Source organism: Pseudoalteromonas sp. MMG007 (assembly GCF_018100985.1).
Lineage (GTDB): Bacteria > Pseudomonadota > Gammaproteobacteria > Enterobacterales > Alteromonadaceae > Pseudoalteromonas.
The window spans coordinates 12,420-31,316 of record NZ_JAGJEI010000013.1; the positions used below are offsets into that span (position 1 = coordinate 12,420).

The window sequence follows — 18,897 nt, forward strand, 5'->3', positions numbered from 1 at the left end:
TTGTTCTTTACGCCTTATCTACTTATTAGTGCTTTTTTGCTTTAAAAATATAAAAACTAAATATGGCTACAACAGCAATTTGCGCTATAAAGCCTTGCCACGTAGATTTTAAACCAAGTAGTGCAATATCAAAGTTTATCGGCATTGAACTTATAGCAACTATATCAGCCTCTTGTAGTGCAATGACAGCTTTACCCATTAATACAAAGGCAAGTGCAAATAATAAGTACGTTGTATAGGCAAAAAACTTTGCAATAGGTAACTTAATCGAATATTTGACTAACACCCATGCAATAAGTGCTAATAAAGCCACACCTAGTGCAAATCCAATAGCCACCGATGAATACTGCGTTTGTGAGCTTTGCGTTAATAACGACTGATAAAATAATACCGTTTCGAAAACTTCACGGTATACAGCAATAAAAGAAAGCCCCGCTAATCCCCATAATGTACCCGACTCAAGACGCTTATCAATATTGTCTTTTATGTATTTTTTCCATTGTTGTGCACTGGTTTTACTGTGCATCCATACGCCAACGTATAGCAAAATAATAGCTGCAAATAGGGCGCCTGCACCTTCCATAACTTCGCGGCTTGCACCACTTATTTGTATTAATGTTTGCGCTGCTGCCCATGTTAAGCCGCCTGCAATGAGTGCCATAACCCAGCCAATATGAACGTATTTAAGCGCATCTTGGCGGTGCGTTTTTATAAGCACAGTCATGAGCGCAATAACAACTAATAATGCTTCTAAGCCTTCGCGTAGCAATATAACTAAACTTGCTGAGAGGAGTGCACCATCAGTTAACTTGGTCTCGTTTAGCAAGCTATCTGCTTTAGCAAGTTGAGTTAGCGCTGCACTTACTTTTTCGTCAACGATGGCAGCATCTTTCTCATTTTTGAAGGTTTGACGCAGGTTCATCAGTTGTACTTCGATGTTTTTACGCAAAGTTTCGTCGTAAGCATTTAAGTTATTTTCAACAAGCTCAAAGCCATCTAGGTAGGCGCTAATTGCTAAATCACTCGCCTGAGAGTAATTGCCTTTAGCATGCGCTGTCTGAGCTGCAAGTAATTGTGTACGGGTTATAGTTATTGGGTTCTTTTTAGTGGTAAATAATTGCGCTGGATTAGCGCGTAACCATTTTACATAATGCGCCTGTAAATCACTTTGCCCAGCAGAAAGCTGCGCTGGGTTTAGGTTTACAATTTGCGAAGCGGTAACACTTTCAAAAGTCCCTTCGGGTTTTTGTACATCTTTAAATGCCAAGCTCCCTACATAAAAGGCGAGTGACCAACGCTGCTGCGCATTAAACTGCGTAAAAGCAACCATGGGTGTATCGTTAATACCATTTGTAACAGCATCATATAAGCCCATTAGCGAACGATTGGTTGCGCGCTCTTTGTCAGTAAAATTGGTTGGCTCTGGTGTTAGGTTTTTAGCAAGCGGCCCGTTACCTTGCCCACTTGCGCCGTGGCACATAGAACAATTAGCAGCAAAGAGTGCTTTAGTTTGCTCGATTGGCAGAAGTGTTGTTGGTAAAGATAACTGAGGCATAAAAGTAAGTAGTGATTCGCGAAGTGCAGAACTTTCTTTTCGTACTTTTTCTACACTCTCTTTGTTAGAAATCGCTGTATGCAGCGCCTTTGCGTGAGTTTTTACGGTATCAAATTTAGTTGTTTGACTTGAAAGCTGATTTGCTTGCTCAAGAATAACGTGTGAAAACTCGCTCATTTCTTGGTATTCATCAGAATCCAGTATTTCTCCATTACCTACAGCGGCAACGTAATCTACCCCTACATATTCAGCAAGTTGAGCAATTTGCTTAATTTTTGTTTGTTCACTTTCTGAAGCCGAAGCACTGAAGCTTAAAACTGTTATGACTAAAAGCATGAGAATAAAATTAAACTGTCTTTTACTTAACGACATTAATTTAAAAAATACGTGAGAATTATTTATGGACATCGGAAAGCCCTGAAGAGGAAAAGTCAAAAATTATAATCGTTTTCATTTGCATTTCAAGCGGATTAAACTAAAGCAAGGCTATTGGTTAAAAGTATAACAATTAGTAAAAGTTTTAAGCGCTTTTGCAACACTTAAATAACAGCGAATAAAGATACAAAAGCTTTATTCGCTGTTATTTAAAATTAGTGTTATTTAGTTTGGTCAGCCGATTTAATACTACTTTGAATAAGCGGTGAAATAGTTAAACCTTGCACAATAATAGAGAATATAACGACAACGTAGGTAACAATAACAAGTAGATTATGTAAGTCTGAGCCACCAATAAACACTTGTTCGCGAGGAATTGCTGCTGCCATTGCAAGTGCTAACCCTCCACGAAGGCCGCCCCACGTCAATATTTTTACGCTGTGTTTATCGTAGGTTCTAAATCGTTTGAAAAATATAAATGGGGTTCCCACACTTATAAAGCGAGCAAGTAATACAGCAGGTACCATTAATAAACCTAAACCAATTTCACCAAGCGTGATTGGCATTGTAACTATTAACATGCCAATTATTAAAAATAAAAGTGCGTTTAGAAAGCTGTCGGTTGCATGCCAAAAATCTTTTACGTAACGGGTATCTTCTGGGCCTGTGCGCTCTGTTGCTTTAGTGCGGGTAATATTACCCATCAATATGCCGCTTGTTACCATAGCAAGTGCACCCGAAATCTCCCAAATATTTGCAGCAGCAAAACCTGCAGTAGGAATAGTTAACGTTATCAATAAACGAATATTTACATCGCGACTGTTAATAATTAAAAAGTGACCCACTAAAGCAATAGCTAAACCAAAGGCTATACCGCCTAGAGCATCTATAAAAAAGAGCTCTGCTATATCGCCAAATTGTGCATCCGTGCCATAAAAAGCAACCGAGAAAATAGTTGTAAATATTACCAGACCAATACCATCATTAAACAAAGACTCGCCTTCAACTTGCACCGATATACCCTCTGGTGCGCGCATTTGTTTAATAATAGCAAGTACAGCGATAGGGTCGGTTGGGCTAATAAGTGCGCCAAACAATAAACAGTATATAAATGGTACTTCAAAGCCAAATAATGCGAACAGATAAAAACTTAGATAACCCACTATAAAAGTTGAAGCAATAGTAGAAAATAGCACTAATGCGGTTATTTCCCAGCGCTGCTTACGAAGCGCCATAAGGTTAATTTCCAGTGCGCCAGCATAAAGTAAAAATCCGAGCATACCTTTGAGTAATAATTCATTAAAATTGATGCTAGAGACGATTTGGGTCATGGCTAAGGCATTTTGATCACCTAATAATTTAACGGCAACAATCAATAATAAAGAAATAACGACTGAGCCAGTTGTAATGGCAATAGTAGTTTGCATTTTGAGGATATATTGGTTTGCAAAAGCAATAAAAATTGCAATGGCAGAGAGAAAACAAATGAGATACCAAGCATTCATTGGCTAACCTTACTATTTATTTACGATAGAAAAAAAGGAAATTTTAAACCCGCGTATGGTACCTCTGTGCTTTACCTGTGTCACAGCCTTTATGGTTTGATTAGCTATATTTATTATGTCCTGTAGGACATTTAGTTAATGTATAATTTCTGTTGTTACGTGTTGTAATGCATTTTTTAATACTGGGTTACTTGGTGAAGGTAGTTGACTAAACCAACATTAAACATTGCTCTAATTAACCGTTTTTATCTTCTTCAATTTTTTTCTACGCCTTCTTTAAAATATCAATCAATGTAATTTTAAGTAAATATATGTTTACAAAATGTTAAATTGAGTTTTTGATTGTTTTTCACTAAATCATTAACTGACTGTAATTAAATAGGTTAAATTTTAAACTAATACTTTACTTGTAAATTAAATGTTTAATTTTTAAAACTTAAATTTGTAACATATGCTTGATCCCTAATCGGGTACAGGTAGTTCCGGTTAATACAATTCCACTACAAACTAAATATTTTAACGGAGCGTAAACGTGAATTTATCAAAAATCACATTAGCAACTTTTGCTGCTTTAACTTTTGTTCAAGCAACAGATGCAGTAGCTGCGAATAAGAAATACTTAAATCAACAAGCGGCTATAAATACTATGGTGCAATCTAATTCTGTATCACTACTATCTACAAGTCCTCAAGAATTAATTGGGTTGAGTGTAAGGAACGAATTAGTTGTACTAAAAGAGTTTACGAGCAATAACGGGGAAGTGACTCGCCGGTATCAACAAACTTATCAAGGATTGCCCGTGATAGGGGATACTGTAAGCCTTACATTTAGAAACGGCATGCTAAAAAAAGCGCACGGCGCAGCAGTGTATGACATTGAAGGTGATATAAGCGATGTTGGTGCTAAATTATCAGCTACACAGGCTATGCTCCAAAGTCAAAGTGTGGGTATTGCAGCAAAAACAATTGGTTTAAAAAAACATAATGAAAAATCTAGATTGGCGATTTGGGTCGATCAGCAAAGTAAAGCGCACTTGGTTTATGAGGTGTCGTATGTCACCTATGGAAAAACGCCTTCTAGACCCTACCAGATCATTGATGCTAATTCTGGAGAAGTACTGCTAAGCTTTGACAATCTTCAACATGCAGAAGCTACAGGTCCTGGCGGAAATTTAAAAACAGGGAAATACATATACGGCACTGACTTCGATAGTTTAGATGTTACTCAGTCAGGCAATAATTGTACGATGAATAACTCAAATGTACGCACCATAAATCTCAACGGTGGTACAAGTGGTACGTCTGCCTATTCTTTTACGTGTCCTGAAAATACTTTTAAAGAAATAAATGGTGCTTATTCTCCACTTAATGATGCGCATTATTTCGGAAATGTAATTTTTAATATGTATAACGATTGGATCGGTACGCCACCCCTTACCTTTCAGTTAAAAATGCGAGTTCACTACAGTAGTAACTATGAAAATGCATTTTGGGATGGCAGCGCCATGACCTTCGGTGATGGCCAAAACACGTTTTATCCGCTTGTTAGTTTAGACGTGTCGGCTCATGAGGTCAGCCATGGTTTTACTGAACAGAACTCTGGCTTAATTTACAGTGGCAAATCGGGTGGTTTAAATGAAGCTTTTTCTGATATGGCGGGTGAAGCGGCTGAGTTTTATATGAAAGGCACTAACGATTGGTTAGTTGGCCAAGATATATTCAAAGGCAATGGTGCGCTTCGCTACATGAATAACCCAACGCAAGATGGTAATTCAATAGATAATCAATCGAGCTATTACTCTGGGATGGATGTACACAATAGCTCAGGTGTATTTAATAAAGCTTTTTATAATTTAGCTACAACACCCGGTTGGGATACAAAAAAAGCATTTATCGTAATGACAAGAGCAAATCAGCTTTATTGGAGCGCAAGTACAGATTGGGATTTAGCAGGTAATGGCGTAATGGATGCAGCATGTGATTTAAACTATGACCCAAGTGATGTACAGGCAGCGCTAAGTGCTGTGGGAGTAACCTCTAATTTAAGTTCAGGTAGCACATGTAGCTCAACACCTCCCCCAACTAACGATGAAGCATTAATTAATGGCGTAACTCGCACTGGCATAAGTGGTTCTTCTAAAGAGCAACTGTTTTTTACGTTAGAGGTGCCTGCTGGAGCAAGTAATTTAGTATTTAATACCAATGGTGGATCAGGTGATGCTGATCTTTATGTACAATTTGGAGCAAAACCAACGTTAAATAACTTTGATTGTAAAAGTACCACTTCATCAAGTACTGAGAGCTGTTCAATTAGTAATGTTCAAAGCGGAACTTACTATGTAATGGTTGAAGCATGGAATGCTATTTCTGGCGTTTCTCTAACGGGGAGTTTTGATGGCAGTAGTAGTGGCGAAGTTACCCCTATTAATGTGACAGAAACTAATGTGAGTGTTGGCGCGGGTGCGTGGACACGGTTTACACAAACATTAAATGAAGGTTATACGTCACTTGATGTTTCTATATCTGGTGGAAGTGGTGATGCTGACTTGTACGTAAATTATGGATCAGCATCAAGTACGGGTACATATCTTTGTCGCCCGTATAAAAATGGCAATAGTGAAAGTTGTACCTTTGATGCTCCACAAGCAGGTACTTGGTATATAGACTTACGCGGTTACAGTTCTGCAAGTGGTGTAACGCTTAGTATTTCAGCAAATTAAACCTACTTTGAGGGAGCTCTCGCTCCCTTTCTTTCAAAGTTGTATTTAATAACAAGGAATACTTATGAAAAGTTCTATTTATACTTCTCTATTATGCGCATCTACTCTCTTAACATCGTCGACATTATATGCTCAAAATAATGAAAGCATTTGGGTTAGTATTGATCCGGCTGCTGCAAAACATTATCAACAAGCCCAAAAAACATTTATACAAAAGGAACAATTATTAAGCGTACAGAATACAAATATGGATTCGGTAAACTTAATAAAAATTGAGCAAGAAAATATCATTCAATTGAGTGAGTTTATGCATCACAATTACAACCGCTGTGGTGGATTTGTTGCGCATAGTTCACTAAGTGAAGCACAGCAATATACGCAGCAATTAGCTTCTGTTCAAAATCAACTTGCCAATATTTCAACTAGCTACACCATAGATAATTCACAAACAGTCCAAGCGCTAATAAATCGTGTAAGCGAGATTAATCTAACAAATACGGTTAATACATTAAGTGATTTTTATAACCGTTACTATTCATCTCAAACTGGTGTAGATGCAGCCCAATGGTTAAAAGGTTATTGGCAGCAACTTGCAAGTGCTAGAAATGATATTTCAGTTGATTATTTTACACATAGTTGGTCTCAGTCATCGGTTATTGTAACTATTAACGGCAGTGAAAAAGCAGACGAAATTGTAATTATTGGTGGTCATCTAGATTCTATTAATCAGTCAAACCCAAGCAATGGGCGTTCACCCGGTGCTGATGATAATGCATCAGGCATTGCGGTTTTAACTGAAGCACTTCGTACTGTGGTAGAGCAGAATTATAAACCCCAAAGAACGATTAAAATTATGGCTTTTGCTGCTGAGGAAGTGGGTCTTAGAGGTTCAAAGGAGATTGCTACAGCGTATAAATCACAAGGTAAAAATGTGATTGGTATGGTGCAATTTGATATGACCGGTAACAATGGTAGCAGTGAAGATATTGTTATGATGACTGATTACACTACTAATTCACAAAATCAGTACTTAGGGCAGTTAATTGATACATACTTACCTGCGGTTACTTATGGATTTGATCAGTGTGGTTATGGTTGTTCTGATCATGCTTCGTGGTATCAACAAGGCTTTTCAGCATCGATACCGTTTGAGTCAAAAATGGCTGATATCAACCCGTTAATACATAGCGAAAATGATGCAGCTTTTGATGCTGAACACGCAAGTAAATTTGCAAAGTTAGCCGTTAGTTATTTAGCTGAAATGGCTAAAAATGCTGGAGAAATACCCCCAGTAAATAATAATGAGCTACAAAACGGGGTCGCAGTAACAGATATAGCAGCTAATGCTAAAGAGCAACTTTTTTACACGCTACAAGTAACGAATAATAGTAGTAATTTAAACTTTTCTACCGCTGGTGGCAGTGGCGATGCTGATTTATATGTGAAATATAACTCTGCACCGTCGCTTGCTAGTTACGACTGTAAAAGTGCAACCTCATCTAGCAATGAAAGCTGTGATATTTTAAACACTCAAGCGGGAGTTTATTACGTGATGGTAGAGGCTTGGAACGACATAGCTAATGTATCGCTCATAGCTAGTTATACCGAAGAAGATAACTTAGAGCCAGTTAACCGCATTGAAGAAAATATTAGTGTTTCCTCAGGCCAGTGGGTTAGGTTTACACAAGAATTACAAGCTGGGTATTCTTCTTTAAATATAAGCATAGCTGGTGGCTCAGGTGATGCTGATTTGTATGTAAATTTTAATAGTCAATCATCCGAGCAAGTTTATGTATGTAGGCCTTACAAAAATGGCAATAGTGAACAATGCAGTATTTCTAATCCTCAAGGTGGTAAGTGGTATATAGATTTAAAAGGGTACAGTGCTGCAAGTGATATTTCATTAAATATTACTGCGCAATGAAACGCATCCTCAAATAGCTTACCAATATAACTATTATGTTGCTAAGTAGAGATGAATTAATTAATGGGAGCTATGCTCCCTTATATTGTACTTGCGCTGCTTACTTAAATACTTGCCCTTGATGTATAGCTTACGTAAAATCCCGCTATTATTTATTTTAAAGTGATTGGCATTATCAAACAGCTGTTTAGTGAAACCGGACCACTGGCATTATCGCTTGAGGGTTATACACCTCGCCAGCCTCAAATTGATATGGCCGTAGCTGTTGCAGATGCATTAAAAAATAGCACCCAGCTAGTGGTAGAAGCGGGGACCGGTACGGGTAAAACATTTGCATATTTAGCACCCGCACTAAAATCAAAAGGTAAAACCATTATCTCAACGGGGTCAAAAGCCCTGCAAGAACAGCTTTATCACCGCGATTTACCTCAACTTGTTAAAGCGCTAAGCGCCTCTAAAAAAACGGCTTTACTAAAAGGGCGTGCCAATTACTTATGTACCTATCGATTAAATCAACATGTTGCACACGTACCCACAGATGACTCGGATGTAATGCATCAACTGGCGATGGTCGCAAAGTTTGCAAGCGAAACACAGTCGGGTGATTTAGCCGATTGTATTGGCATTGAAGAAGACGCCAAAGTGTTGCCTTATGTAAACTCAACCGCCGATAACTGTTTAGGTAAAGAATGTCCCGACTTTCAGAGTTGTTATATACGTAAAGCGCGATTAAATGCAGCCGAAGCAGATGTAGTTGTTATAAATCATCATTTATTTTTTGCAGACATGGCAGTAAAAGACTCAGGTTTTGCTGAGCTTATGCCCACTGCAGATGCTTACATATTTGACGAAGCCCATCAGTTAAGTGAAATTGCAAGTGATTACTTTGGCGAAAGTATAAGTACTAAAAAGCTGGTTGATTTAATTAACGATTTACGTGCAATTTACCGAGCCGAAATCCCTGATATGCTGCAATTGGGTAAAAGCTTAAATAAACTTGAAACGAGTGTAGCTGATTTACGTTTACAGTTTGGTGTTGATGGCAGCCGTGGTGACTGGCGCGAAAAGCTTAGTGATAAATTAATATGTGCAGCACTGCACAGAGTAATAAGCGATTTAGACTTTGTGTATCAAGTATTAAAGTTATGCTTAGAGCGAAGTGATAAAATAGAACACCCGTTTGAGCGAACACTTGCCTTTAAAGGTCAGCTAGAGCGTGTATTTGATACAGCTCAAACAGGGTTTAGTTACTGGTACGAAACAACAAGGCGCTATTTAACCGTTAATATTACACCGTTAAATGTATCAGCTAAATTTGCTAAAATGATGGAAGATACAGGCGCGGGCTTTGTGTTTACCTCAGCTACGCTATCTGTAGATAATAAGCTTGAGCATTTTAATGCAAGTTTAGGACTAAAGCCCAAACAAAGTATGATGGTAGATAGCCCATTTGACTATCCAAACCAAGCGTTATTATGTTTACCCAGGTTTTTACCTGAGTCACATGCAGACAATATGCCTCATGCGATTGTTAGGCTAACACTTGAACTGATTAAGTCGGCAAAGGGGCGCTGCTTTGTGCTCTTTACCAGTTATAGAATGATGCACTTGGTTGCCGAAGGCTTAACCACGCAAATAGATTACCCAGTGTATATGCAAGGGCAAATGTCTAAACGTATCATACTTGAAAAGTTTACCCGCCATGGCAACGCAGTACTGCTTGGCACCGCTTCTTTTTGGGAAGGCGTGGATGTGCGCGGTAGCACTTTAAGCTGTGTTATTATTGATAAGTTACCGTTTGCCGCACCAGATGACCCTTTATTGCAAGCTAAAATGCAAGATTGCCAAATGCAAGGTAAAGACCCATTTGCGCATATTCAGCTTCCACAAGCTGTTATTGCACTAAAGCAAGGTGTAGGGCGTTTAATACGCGATAATAAAGACAAAGGCGTATTAGTAATATGCGATAATCGCTTAGTAACACGCCAATATGGCCAAGTATTTTTAAAAAGCTTACCGCCTATGCGCCGCACGCGAAGCTTAGAAGATGCCAATACATTTTTAAAACAAATTAATTAGAGTACTAAAATGATCAAAAGTAATATTCTTGCCCTTGATGCTTCAACAGAAGCGCTTTCAATTGTTTTACATGTAAAGGGACAAACATTTCATCATTTTGAAGAATGCCCACAGCAGCATAGCCAAAAAATTCTTCCGCTGATAGATGAGCTACTAAGTAAAGCCAACTGTAAATTAAAAGACTTAGATGTCATTGGTTTTGGCCAAGGACCAGGTAGTTTTACTGGTGTGCGTATAAGTGTTGCAATTGCACAAGGGTTAGCTTATTCAACTAACTTACCATTAGTTGGGGTGTCTACACTTGCGATTATGGCGCAGCAAGCTTTTGAACAAAACGGCAGTACTCATGTATATCCAGCTATTGATGCGCGAATGGGCGAAATTTACTTTGCTCAGTATCAAGCTAATAACAATTTAATGCAGCTTGTTAATCAAGAATGTGTATTAAAGCCTGAACTTTTAAACGCCGATTATATTTCAGATAACGAGCAAAGCTATACAGCTGTTGGTACAGGCTTCAAAACTTACTCAGATTCACTGGACAGTTTTGATAACGTTTCTATTAATAGTGATATTACACTGCCAGATGCACGTTATATGCTCGCCCTTGTAGATGCAGAATTTTTAGCTGGTAATGGTGTTAAAGCAAGCGATGCTCAACCAAAATATGTACGAGATACGGTCACATGGAAAAAGCTACCTGGTCGCGAATAGGCTTAAGTTTGCAAATTGTTTAATTTTAAATCATAATTTTAGCCATGTTTAAGTTTGGAGTTTGTTTATGACATTGCCCATTGGTTCTGGTTTTTTTGCCGGGGATATTCCTGGTAGAGTAAGCTCAAAAAGTGTTGTCACAAATAAACCTCAAAGTGTTGCTGATCAAAATACAACGCAAAAAACAAACACTGAGTATGTAAAAAGCAGTAAAGAGGGGGTAGAGCGCGCAAATGAGTTCTTTAAAGCCAGCGCGAATACTACGCAGTTCAGCCAAACAATTTACGACCAACCAACTGCACAAGTAAGCAAAGCAATTTCTACTTATACAGAGTTTGCTAATTTAGAACGCAGAGCAGAAGTACAAGATTTAATAGGCGTAGATATATACGCTTAAAGCCTTTTAAAAAAAAGCCCGAACAGGAGTTCGGGCTTTTGCGTTTAGTGCTAAATACTATTTTTCAATAAAGCCAATTAGTTTATCTGCAATATCGGTATTGTTTTGTGAACCAATAAATTGCTCACTCCCTTTACCATAAGCAAATACTTGTACGTCTACTGCGGTATGCCCGCCTGTAGTCCAACCAGTAAAGCTCGTATCACTAATAATACTTTTAACCGCTAAATTAAGCGCTTTATCGCCCATTTGCTTAGCTTGCTCAAGCTTTATTTTATTTTCAGCCGTAAATTCAATATTAGTGTTAGCATTCCACACTGATTTTAGGTCGTCTGATTCAAGTAACTGCTGAGTTAATTTACCTGCTGTTGCTTTAACACCCTTCACTACATCTGTTTCCCATTTATATTGACCGTGTGCGCCAAGGGTTAAACCACCAGTAGAGTGATCGGCTGTAATTACTAATATGGTATCTTTATTTTTATCGACATAAGCTTTTGCTTTTTCGATTGATTTAGCAAAGTCATCCATTTCAGCCATGGCACACGCAATATCATTAGCATGACCACACCAATCAATTTGACTGCCTTCAATCATTACAAAAAAGCCTTCTTTATTTTGGCCATCAAGTAAATCAAGTGCTTTGGAGGTAAGCTGAGTTAAACGCGTTGGGTTTTCATCAAGTGCAAAAGGTAGACCTTTAGGAGCATATAATCCAATTGCAGGCACTTGTGTTATTTGATTTAGGTTTTTAATATCGTCGCCATATTGATAACCTGCAGCTTTAAACTCATCTACTAAGTTACGGTCTTCGCGAATAAAATACTGAGTACCACCGCCTAACATTAAATCGACCGGTAATTTACCTGCAATTTTGTTATCGATATAGTCATTGGCAATATCATCGTAATTATTGCGTGATTCATTATGTGCTGCAAAGCTTGCTGGCGTAGCATGGTTTATTTGTGATGTCGCAACAAGTGCGGTGGTCATCCCTTGTTCTCGGGCTACTTCTAACATTGTTTTTACAGGTGCTTTTTTGGTATCTACTGCAATAGCGCCGTTATAACTTTTATGACCGCTGCTAAGTGCAGTAGCACCTGCAGCACTGTCGGTTACATAAGTATGATCATCAGGGTAAGTAGTAGCCATGCCTGTTAAAATTGAATCAAATACTGTTTTTTCAACGTCTTTGGTGGCTGGGTCGTCTTTAAAATAGCGATAAGCAGTTGTATACGCAGGACCCATACCGTCACCAATCATATATATGACATTTTTAGGCGCAGACTCTGCTTGTACGCCAGAAGAAGCACATAACAGTGCTAATAAGCTTAATTGTTTTTTCATTGTTGTACCTTATGAGTGTACCTTATTTAATAGCCGCTGATATTGTATACCGATAGCCTTATAAATAAATGAATATCTAGCGTTTTTGTAATAATTGCGCTTTAAGAATATTAAATAAGAGCTAACATTAGGGGTATTTATTATATTTATACTAGTTATACACTTTATATATAAAGCAAATTAGAGGGTATTTTAATCTATCATGGGGCGATAACACATGTTTAAAATATATCCGTATCTAAACAGCTTCATTAAGTCTATGAAATATAGATACTTTAAAAGCATTGGCGTTTTTTTATAAATCAAATATGTATTACATGCTGAATTTTGGCACCATTTGAGGGGTTAGAGGTCTGACAACATGTATGATATAAATACCGACGCGCTTAAATAAGTAAGGAGTTTTATGTGCAGCCATTTGATATTAAAACAAACAACTTACATATTCATGGCTTAAAAGTTGGTTCTGGCACCGAGATAGTTATAGCGTTGCATGGTTGGTTAGATAATTGTAATAGTTTTTTGCCTATGTTGAATAATTCAAAGCCTGATGAAACATGGTATTGTATTGATTTAGTAGGGCATGGCTTATCAAGTTGGCGAAGCGATGATGCACATTATTATTTTGTAGATTATATTAATGATTTACATGAGTTTATAACTGCACTTAATTTTAAAAAAATACACCTAGTTGGGCATTCTATGGGGGCTATGGTAGCAGGGCTTTATGCTAGCTGTTTTAGTGAAAAGGTTAAAAGCGTGACCTTTATAGAAGGCATTGGGTGTATAACGACACCAAGCGATGAAGTATGTGAGCAGCTTAAAAGTGCAGTTTTAAACAGGGCTAGATTAAAAAATAAAAAACCGCGTTTTTATAAGTCTAAACAACAAATTTATGATGCGCGTGCTCAAACAACTGACTTAAATAGTAAGCAAATAGCGTTGTTAATGCAGCGCAATATACAAGAGGTTGCAGAAGGTTTTGTTTTAACCACTGATCCTAAGCTCAAAAATCATTCAGGTTTTAGGTTTGATGAAGCGCAATGTATTGGTGCAATAAAAGAATTAACTGCACCATGTCAATTAATTTTAGGGAACGAAGGGTATTCGTTTGTAAAACAAAATTTAGAAAAGTATATTAGTTATTACAATGACTTAAAGGTAATTAATGTGTCTGGTGGGCATCATTGCCATATGCAAAGTAGTGAGTTATGTTTTGAGCATATTCAAGACTTTATGCAGCAAAATGGTGCATGTTAATTGTAAGTTTACGTAAAATGTGGGATTATTCCTGCATTAGAGTATTTGCTCAATTGTGAAAGTGCCTTACTTAGATTAAGGTTAATAAAAATATAATTATAAACAGGGGCTAAGAGTGGAAAAAATCTGGCTTAAGCGCTACCCAGAGGGTATGCCTGAAACAATCGATCCTGAGCATTATAACTCGTTACTCGAAGTGTTCGAAAAAAGTTTTTCTGATTACAAAGATTTACCTGCATTTACTAACATGGGTAAAACTTTAACTTATGATGAAATAGATAATGCTACAAAAAGAGTAGCGTCATATATTCAAAATGATTTAGGTTTGAAAAAAGGCGACAAAGTCGCTGTTATGATGCCTAACTTGTTACAAACCCCTATTACTATTTTAGGTGTACTTCGCGCAGGTTGTGTTGTGGTTAATGTTAACCCGCTATACACAGTGCGTGAGCTTGAGCATCAGCTTAAAGATTCTGATACTACCGCTATTTTTATCTTGGCAAACTTTGCAGATACGCTTGAAAAAGCACTAGCTAAAACAGATGTAAAACACATTGTTGTTACGCAAGTGGGTGACTTAGTTGGTGGTGTTAAAAAGCATATAGTTAATTTTGTAGTCAAGTACGTAAAGAAAATGGTGCCAAACTACAGTTTACCTAATGTAATTAAATTCTCTGATGTACTTAACGCCGATGCCGCTAAATATACCCGCCCAGAAATGCAATTATCTGACTTGGCTTTCTTACAGTACACAGGTGGTACCACCGGTGTGTCTAAAGGTGCAATGCTTAGCCACGGTAATATGGTTGGAAATCTTGAGCAAGTATCAGGCTGTTTAGACAAAGTATTAGATAGAGGCACAGAAGTAGTTGTTACCGCTTTACCGCTTTATCATATCTTTGCTTTAACAGCGAACTGCTTAACGTTTATGAAATACGGTGGTTTAAACGTATTAATTACAAATCCACGCGATATGCCAGCATTTGTAAAAGAGCTTAGCCAGCACAACTTTACTGCAATAACCGGAGTAAACACATTATTTAATGGTTTATTGAATACACCGGGTTTTGCGGAACTTGATTTTAGTCATTTAAAAATGTCGCTTGGTGGTGGAATGGCCGTTCAGCGCCCTGTAGCTGAGAGATGGCAAAAAGTAACAAGCTCTAAACTAATGGAAGGGTATGGTTTAACCGAGTGTGCACCACTTGTAACCGTAAGCCCATACGATTTAGAAGCTTATAATGGTTCAATTGGTTTACCTGCGCCAAACACAGAAATTAAGCTTATGCTTGATAATGGCGAAGAAGCAGCCAAAGGTGAACCAGGTGAGTTATGGGTTAAAGGCCCACAGGTAATGCTTGGTTACTATAATCGCCCAGATGCAACAGCTGAATGCTTAAAAGATGGCTGGTTTGCAACAGGTGATATAGCAACATACGATGATGAAGGTTTCTTTTACATAGTAGATCGTAAAAAAGACATGATTATTGTTTCTGGCTTTAATGTTTTCCCTAATGAAATAGAAGAAGTCGTTGCGATGCATGATGGTGTGCTTGAAGTAGCAGCTATTGGTATACCCCACGATGTAAGTGGCGAACAAGTTAAAGTTTTTGTTGTGAAAAAAGACCCTTCTTTAACTGAAAAAGATATAATAAATCACTGTCGTGATAATTTAACTAATTACAAGGTCCCTAAACTGGTAGAGTTTAGAGATGAGTTACCTAAGACAAACGTAGGTAAAATACTCAGAAGAGCCTTGAAAGATTAGCAACCTATAAAAAAGCCGGCATTAGCCGGCTTTTTTATTGTAGGAGATTAAGTGCAATACCAATTGATCGAAACACAAAATCAGCTTAATACTTTTGTTGAGCAAATTAAAAGCAAACCTATCTTAGCAATTGATACCGAATTTATGCGCCGTCGCACTTTGTATCCAGAGGTTGCACTGATCCAAGTTTTTGATGGTGAACATTTAGCATTAATAGATCCACTTGCTGAACTTTCATTATTTGATTTTTGGGAGATTTTAAAAGATCCCGCTGTTTTAAAAGTACTGCATTCACCCTCAGAAGATATCGAAGTTTTTCAAAAATACGCAGGCTTTGTTCCTGCTCCATTATTTGACACTCAATTTGCACTGCAGTTACTTGGTGAGGGCAACTGTATGGGCTTTGCTTTAATGGTAAAAGAGTTGTTAGGAATAGAAATAGACAAAAGTGAATCGCGTACCAATTGGCTTCAGCGTCCTTTAACTAAAAAACAATTAGATTATGCAGCTGCCGATACTTTTCATCTATTACCTTGTTTTGAGCTGATTATAGAGCGTATTAATGAGGCCGATTTGTTTGATATTGTAATAAATGAGAGCGAGTTAATTGCAAATAAACGTGCGTTTCAAACACCCGATGATCTTTTATATAAAGACATAAAAAATGCATGGCAGTTAAAACCGCATGAGCTGGCAGTACTAAAAGAGCTAGCTGTATGGAGACGTAACAAAGCAATACGAAAAAATTTAGCGCTTAACTTTGTGCTTAAAGAACACAATATGACTGAAATTGCTAAACGAGGGCCTTCGAGCTTAAACTCGCTTAGACAAATTCCGGGTGTTGAATCGATGGAAGTTAATCGCTCAGGTGTAGAAATACTAAAATGTATTGAAACTGCTAAAGCAATGCCTGAAGAGCTTCATCCTCCTGTGCTTAAACGTTTAATAGATTTTCCCTCTTATAAAAAAGTAGCTAAAGATATAAAACAAAAAGTAACTAAAGTGGCTAAAGAGCACAATATACCAGAAGACGTAATGGCTTCTAAAAAACAAGTTAATCAACTTATAAGCTGGAATTGGAAGCTCACTAATGAGCAAAAACAAAAGCATATTAAGCCAGATTTACTAAGTTCGTGGCGCTATAGTTATATAAAAGAAACACTAAAAGAGTGGGATAAATAAGGTTGAAACGGGCTTTAATGCTTACTCAACTAAACACAAAAAACACCCATATACATACGATGGGTGTTGCTATTAATCTGCAATAATTTTAAATACTATTTTAATTACGCAAATGAGTACTAAACAAAAACGGCACTCAAAGTGCCGTTTTTAATATTACTTCTTTTCTTCGTCAGGTAGTGTCACGTTTAGTTCAAGTACCGCTAAATCGTCTTCGTTTTGATCAAATTGTACCTGAACTGCGTCAGTATTTACGTTCACATACTTTCGGATCACATCTAAAATATCTTGTTTTAATTGTGGTAAGTAATCCGGCGTTCCACGTTGAGAACGTTCGTGCGCGACAATAATCTGCAATCGCTCTTTTGCTAATGACGCGCTGTTTTTCTTTTCTGAGCGGAAGTAGTCAAGTAAAGACACATTAACCTCCAAAAATCCGTTTAAATAAGCCTTTTTTCTCAACGTCTAAGAAGCGAAAATCGACTGTTTCACCTAATAAGCGATTAATTGCATCTGCATAGGCTTGGCCAGCATCAGAATCGCCATCTAAAATTACAGGTTGGCCTGAGTTAGATGCGCTCAATACGGCTTGCGACTCAGGGATAACACCTAAAAGAGGAATAGATAGAATATCTTGTACGTCTTCTACCGATAACATTTCACCTTTCTCAACACGCTCAGGATTGTAACGCGTTAATAATAAGTGCTCTTTAATATTTTCTAGGCCTTCTTCAGCACGTTTAGATTTGCTGTGTAAAATGCCTAAAATTCTGTCTGAATCGCGAACTGAAGACACTTCTGGGTTTGTTGTTACTATTGCTTCATCAGCAAAATACATTGCCATCATCGCGCCAGCTTCAATACCTGCTGGAGAGTCACATACGATGTAGTCAAAATCTTTTTTCAATTCGTTAAGTACACGCTCAACACCTTCACGGGTAAGTGCGTCTTTATCTCGAGTTTGCGAAGCAGGAAGTAAAAATAGTTTTTCTACGCGCTTGTCTTTTATTAGCGCCTGATTAAGGTTTGCTTCACCATTAATTACGTTTACAAAATCGTATACAACGCGACGTTCACAACCCATGATTAAATCAAGGTTACGTAAACCAATGTCGAAATCGATAATTACTGTTTTGTAGCCTTTTAATGCTAATCCGGTGCCAATTGCAGCGCTTGATGTTGTTTTACCAACACCGCCTTTACCTGAGGTAACGACAATTACTTTTGCCATGAGATTTATCCTTTAACCAAAGCTGAAATTTCTAATGATTCGTCTTTTTGTTGTATTTGCACTGCATTTCCCCAATGTTCGCCCTGAAGGGAATCACTTATCCAGTAATTGCCATCTATTGAAACCAACTCAGCCTCAAGCTTTTGGCAGAAAATGTGTGCTTTTTTGAAACCTTTTGCGCCTGCAATGGCGCGCCCGCGTAATGTGCCATATATATGTACATTACCATCGGCAATAACTTCTGCACCGTGGCTTACTGCGCCAAGTACTATTAAATCTCTATCTTTTGCATAAACCTGTTGTCCAGAACGTACCGTACCATTAATAATTTGTGCAGGTAAATAAACCGTTTTTTCTACAATCGAGGTATTTGCCTCTTGTTTAACAGGTTCGTTCTTAACGTCTTGTGAATAATTTAATACAGATAGGCCTGCAGCTTTAGCTTGTACATGTTGCTCATCAGAGCCGTTACATACACCTACTGCGTTAAAACTCATACGCTCAATAAGTGATTTTAAATGAACAAAATCTAAAGAGCTGTTTCTAATTTCTATTAAATTAACAACTATAGGAGCCCCTTCAAAAAACTTAGGGGCTTGGGCTATTTTTACATATAACTGTTCTGCTAAAAGGGTTATATCAGTACTGTAAAGATGTAAAACTGATAACGTAAAAAGATTCCCTTTTAACTCAAAAATTTGGTCCGACATACACGCTCAATTGAATTGTTCGATAAGAAATTATTTAAGATAAACACAGGCTGAATAAGGCCTTTATTGAAATTTCTAATCTAATTTTTCTAACTTATTATTACTCTCATGTTATAGTGTGCGGCATTGTT

Annotated in this window: 14 protein-coding genes; 8 read left to right on the plus strand and 6 right to left on the minus strand. The window is 37.6% G+C overall.

Annotated features, from left to right (window positions below):
* Positions 1-25 precede the first annotated feature (25 nt).
* Positions 26-1,891 carry a cytochrome c/FTR1 family iron permease gene (locus tag J8L71_RS14280; protein WP_247655313.1) on the minus strand — a complete coding sequence of 622 codons (1,866 nt, stop codon included), beginning with the start codon at positions 1,889-1,891 and terminating at the stop codon, positions 26-28.
* Positions 1,892-2,151: 260 nt separating this feature from the next.
* The gene (locus J8L71_RS14285) at positions 2,152-3,435 is read right to left on the minus strand and encodes a sodium:proton antiporter (protein ID WP_211001119.1); all 1,284 of its coding nucleotides are present in this window, start codon (positions 3,433-3,435) and stop codon (positions 2,152-2,154) included.
* A 532-nt stretch (positions 3,436-3,967) separates the two neighbouring features.
* On the opposite strand from J8L71_RS14285, the gene J8L71_RS14290 reads away from it, so the two are divergent.
* From J8L71_RS14290 to J8L71_RS14310, 5 genes are all read left to right on the plus strand, one after another.
* Positions 3,968-6,154: a pre-peptidase C-terminal domain-containing protein gene (locus J8L71_RS14290; RefSeq protein ID WP_211001120.1), complete on the plus strand. Its 2,187-nt coding sequence runs from the start codon at positions 3,968-3,970 to the stop codon at positions 6,152-6,154.
* Between the two features lie 64 nt (positions 6,155-6,218).
* A complete protein-coding gene (locus tag J8L71_RS14295) occupies positions 6,219-8,078 on the plus strand; it encodes a M28 family metallopeptidase (RefSeq protein WP_211001121.1) in 1,860 nt (619 codons plus the stop codon).
* 162 nt (positions 8,079-8,240) lie between these two features.
* The gene (locus tag J8L71_RS14300) at positions 8,241-10,157 is read left to right on the plus strand and encodes an ATP-dependent DNA helicase (protein WP_211001122.1); all 1,917 of its coding nucleotides are present in this window, start codon (positions 8,241-8,243) and stop codon (positions 10,155-10,157) included.
* 9 nt (positions 10,158-10,166) lie between these two features.
* The gene (gene tsaB, locus J8L71_RS14305; RefSeq protein WP_211001123.1) at positions 10,167-10,871 is read left to right on the plus strand and encodes a tRNA (adenosine(37)-N6)-threonylcarbamoyltransferase complex dimerization subunit type 1 TsaB; all 705 of its coding nucleotides are present in this window, start codon (positions 10,167-10,169) and stop codon (positions 10,869-10,871) included.
* 67 nt (positions 10,872-10,938) lie between these two features.
* Positions 10,939-11,268 carry a hypothetical protein gene (locus tag J8L71_RS14310; protein ID WP_211001124.1) on the plus strand — a complete coding sequence of 110 codons (330 nt, stop codon included), beginning with the start codon at positions 10,939-10,941 and terminating at the stop codon, positions 11,266-11,268.
* 57 nt (positions 11,269-11,325) lie between these two features.
* Here J8L71_RS14310 and J8L71_RS14315 read toward each other — a convergent pair whose 3' ends face one another.
* The gene (locus J8L71_RS14315; RefSeq protein ID WP_211001125.1) at positions 11,326-12,615 is read right to left on the minus strand and encodes an alkaline phosphatase; all 1,290 of its coding nucleotides are present in this window, start codon (positions 12,613-12,615) and stop codon (positions 11,326-11,328) included.
* A 408-nt stretch (positions 12,616-13,023) separates the two neighbouring features.
* On the opposite strand from J8L71_RS14315, the gene J8L71_RS14320 reads away from it, so the two are divergent.
* From J8L71_RS14320 to rnd, 3 genes are all read left to right on the plus strand, one after another.
* On the plus strand, positions 13,024-13,875 hold the full coding sequence (locus J8L71_RS14320) for an alpha/beta hydrolase (protein WP_211001126.1): 852 nt from the start codon (positions 13,024-13,026) through the stop codon (positions 13,873-13,875).
* Between the two features lie 115 nt (positions 13,876-13,990).
* A complete protein-coding gene (fadD, locus tag J8L71_RS14325) occupies positions 13,991-15,643 on the plus strand; it encodes a long-chain-fatty-acid--CoA ligase FadD (RefSeq protein ID WP_211001127.1) in 1,653 nt (550 codons plus the stop codon).
* Between the two features lie 51 nt (positions 15,644-15,694).
* Positions 15,695-16,825 carry a ribonuclease D gene (rnd, locus tag J8L71_RS14330; RefSeq protein WP_211001128.1) on the plus strand — a complete coding sequence of 377 codons (1,131 nt, stop codon included), beginning with the start codon at positions 15,695-15,697 and terminating at the stop codon, positions 16,823-16,825.
* A 156-nt stretch (positions 16,826-16,981) separates the two neighbouring features.
* On the opposite strand, the gene minE is transcribed toward rnd, so the two are convergent.
* Genes minE through minC form a run of 3 tightly spaced genes read right to left on the minus strand, consistent with a single transcriptional unit; the run spans position 16,982 to position 18,766 of the window.
* On the minus strand, positions 16,982-17,245 hold the full coding sequence (gene minE, locus J8L71_RS14335) for a cell division topological specificity factor MinE (RefSeq protein WP_004586362.1): 264 nt from the start codon (positions 17,243-17,245) through the stop codon (positions 16,982-16,984).
* A 1-nt stretch (position 17,246) separates the two neighbouring features.
* On the minus strand, positions 17,247-18,056 hold the full coding sequence (gene minD / locus J8L71_RS14340) for a septum site-determining protein MinD (protein WP_211001129.1): 810 nt from the start codon (positions 18,054-18,056) through the stop codon (positions 17,247-17,249).
* A gap of 5 nt (positions 18,057-18,061) precedes the next feature.
* Positions 18,062-18,766 carry a septum site-determining protein MinC gene (minC, locus tag J8L71_RS14345; protein WP_211001130.1) on the minus strand — a complete coding sequence of 235 codons (705 nt, stop codon included), beginning with the start codon at positions 18,764-18,766 and terminating at the stop codon, positions 18,062-18,064.
* Positions 18,767-18,897 lie beyond the last annotated feature (131 nt).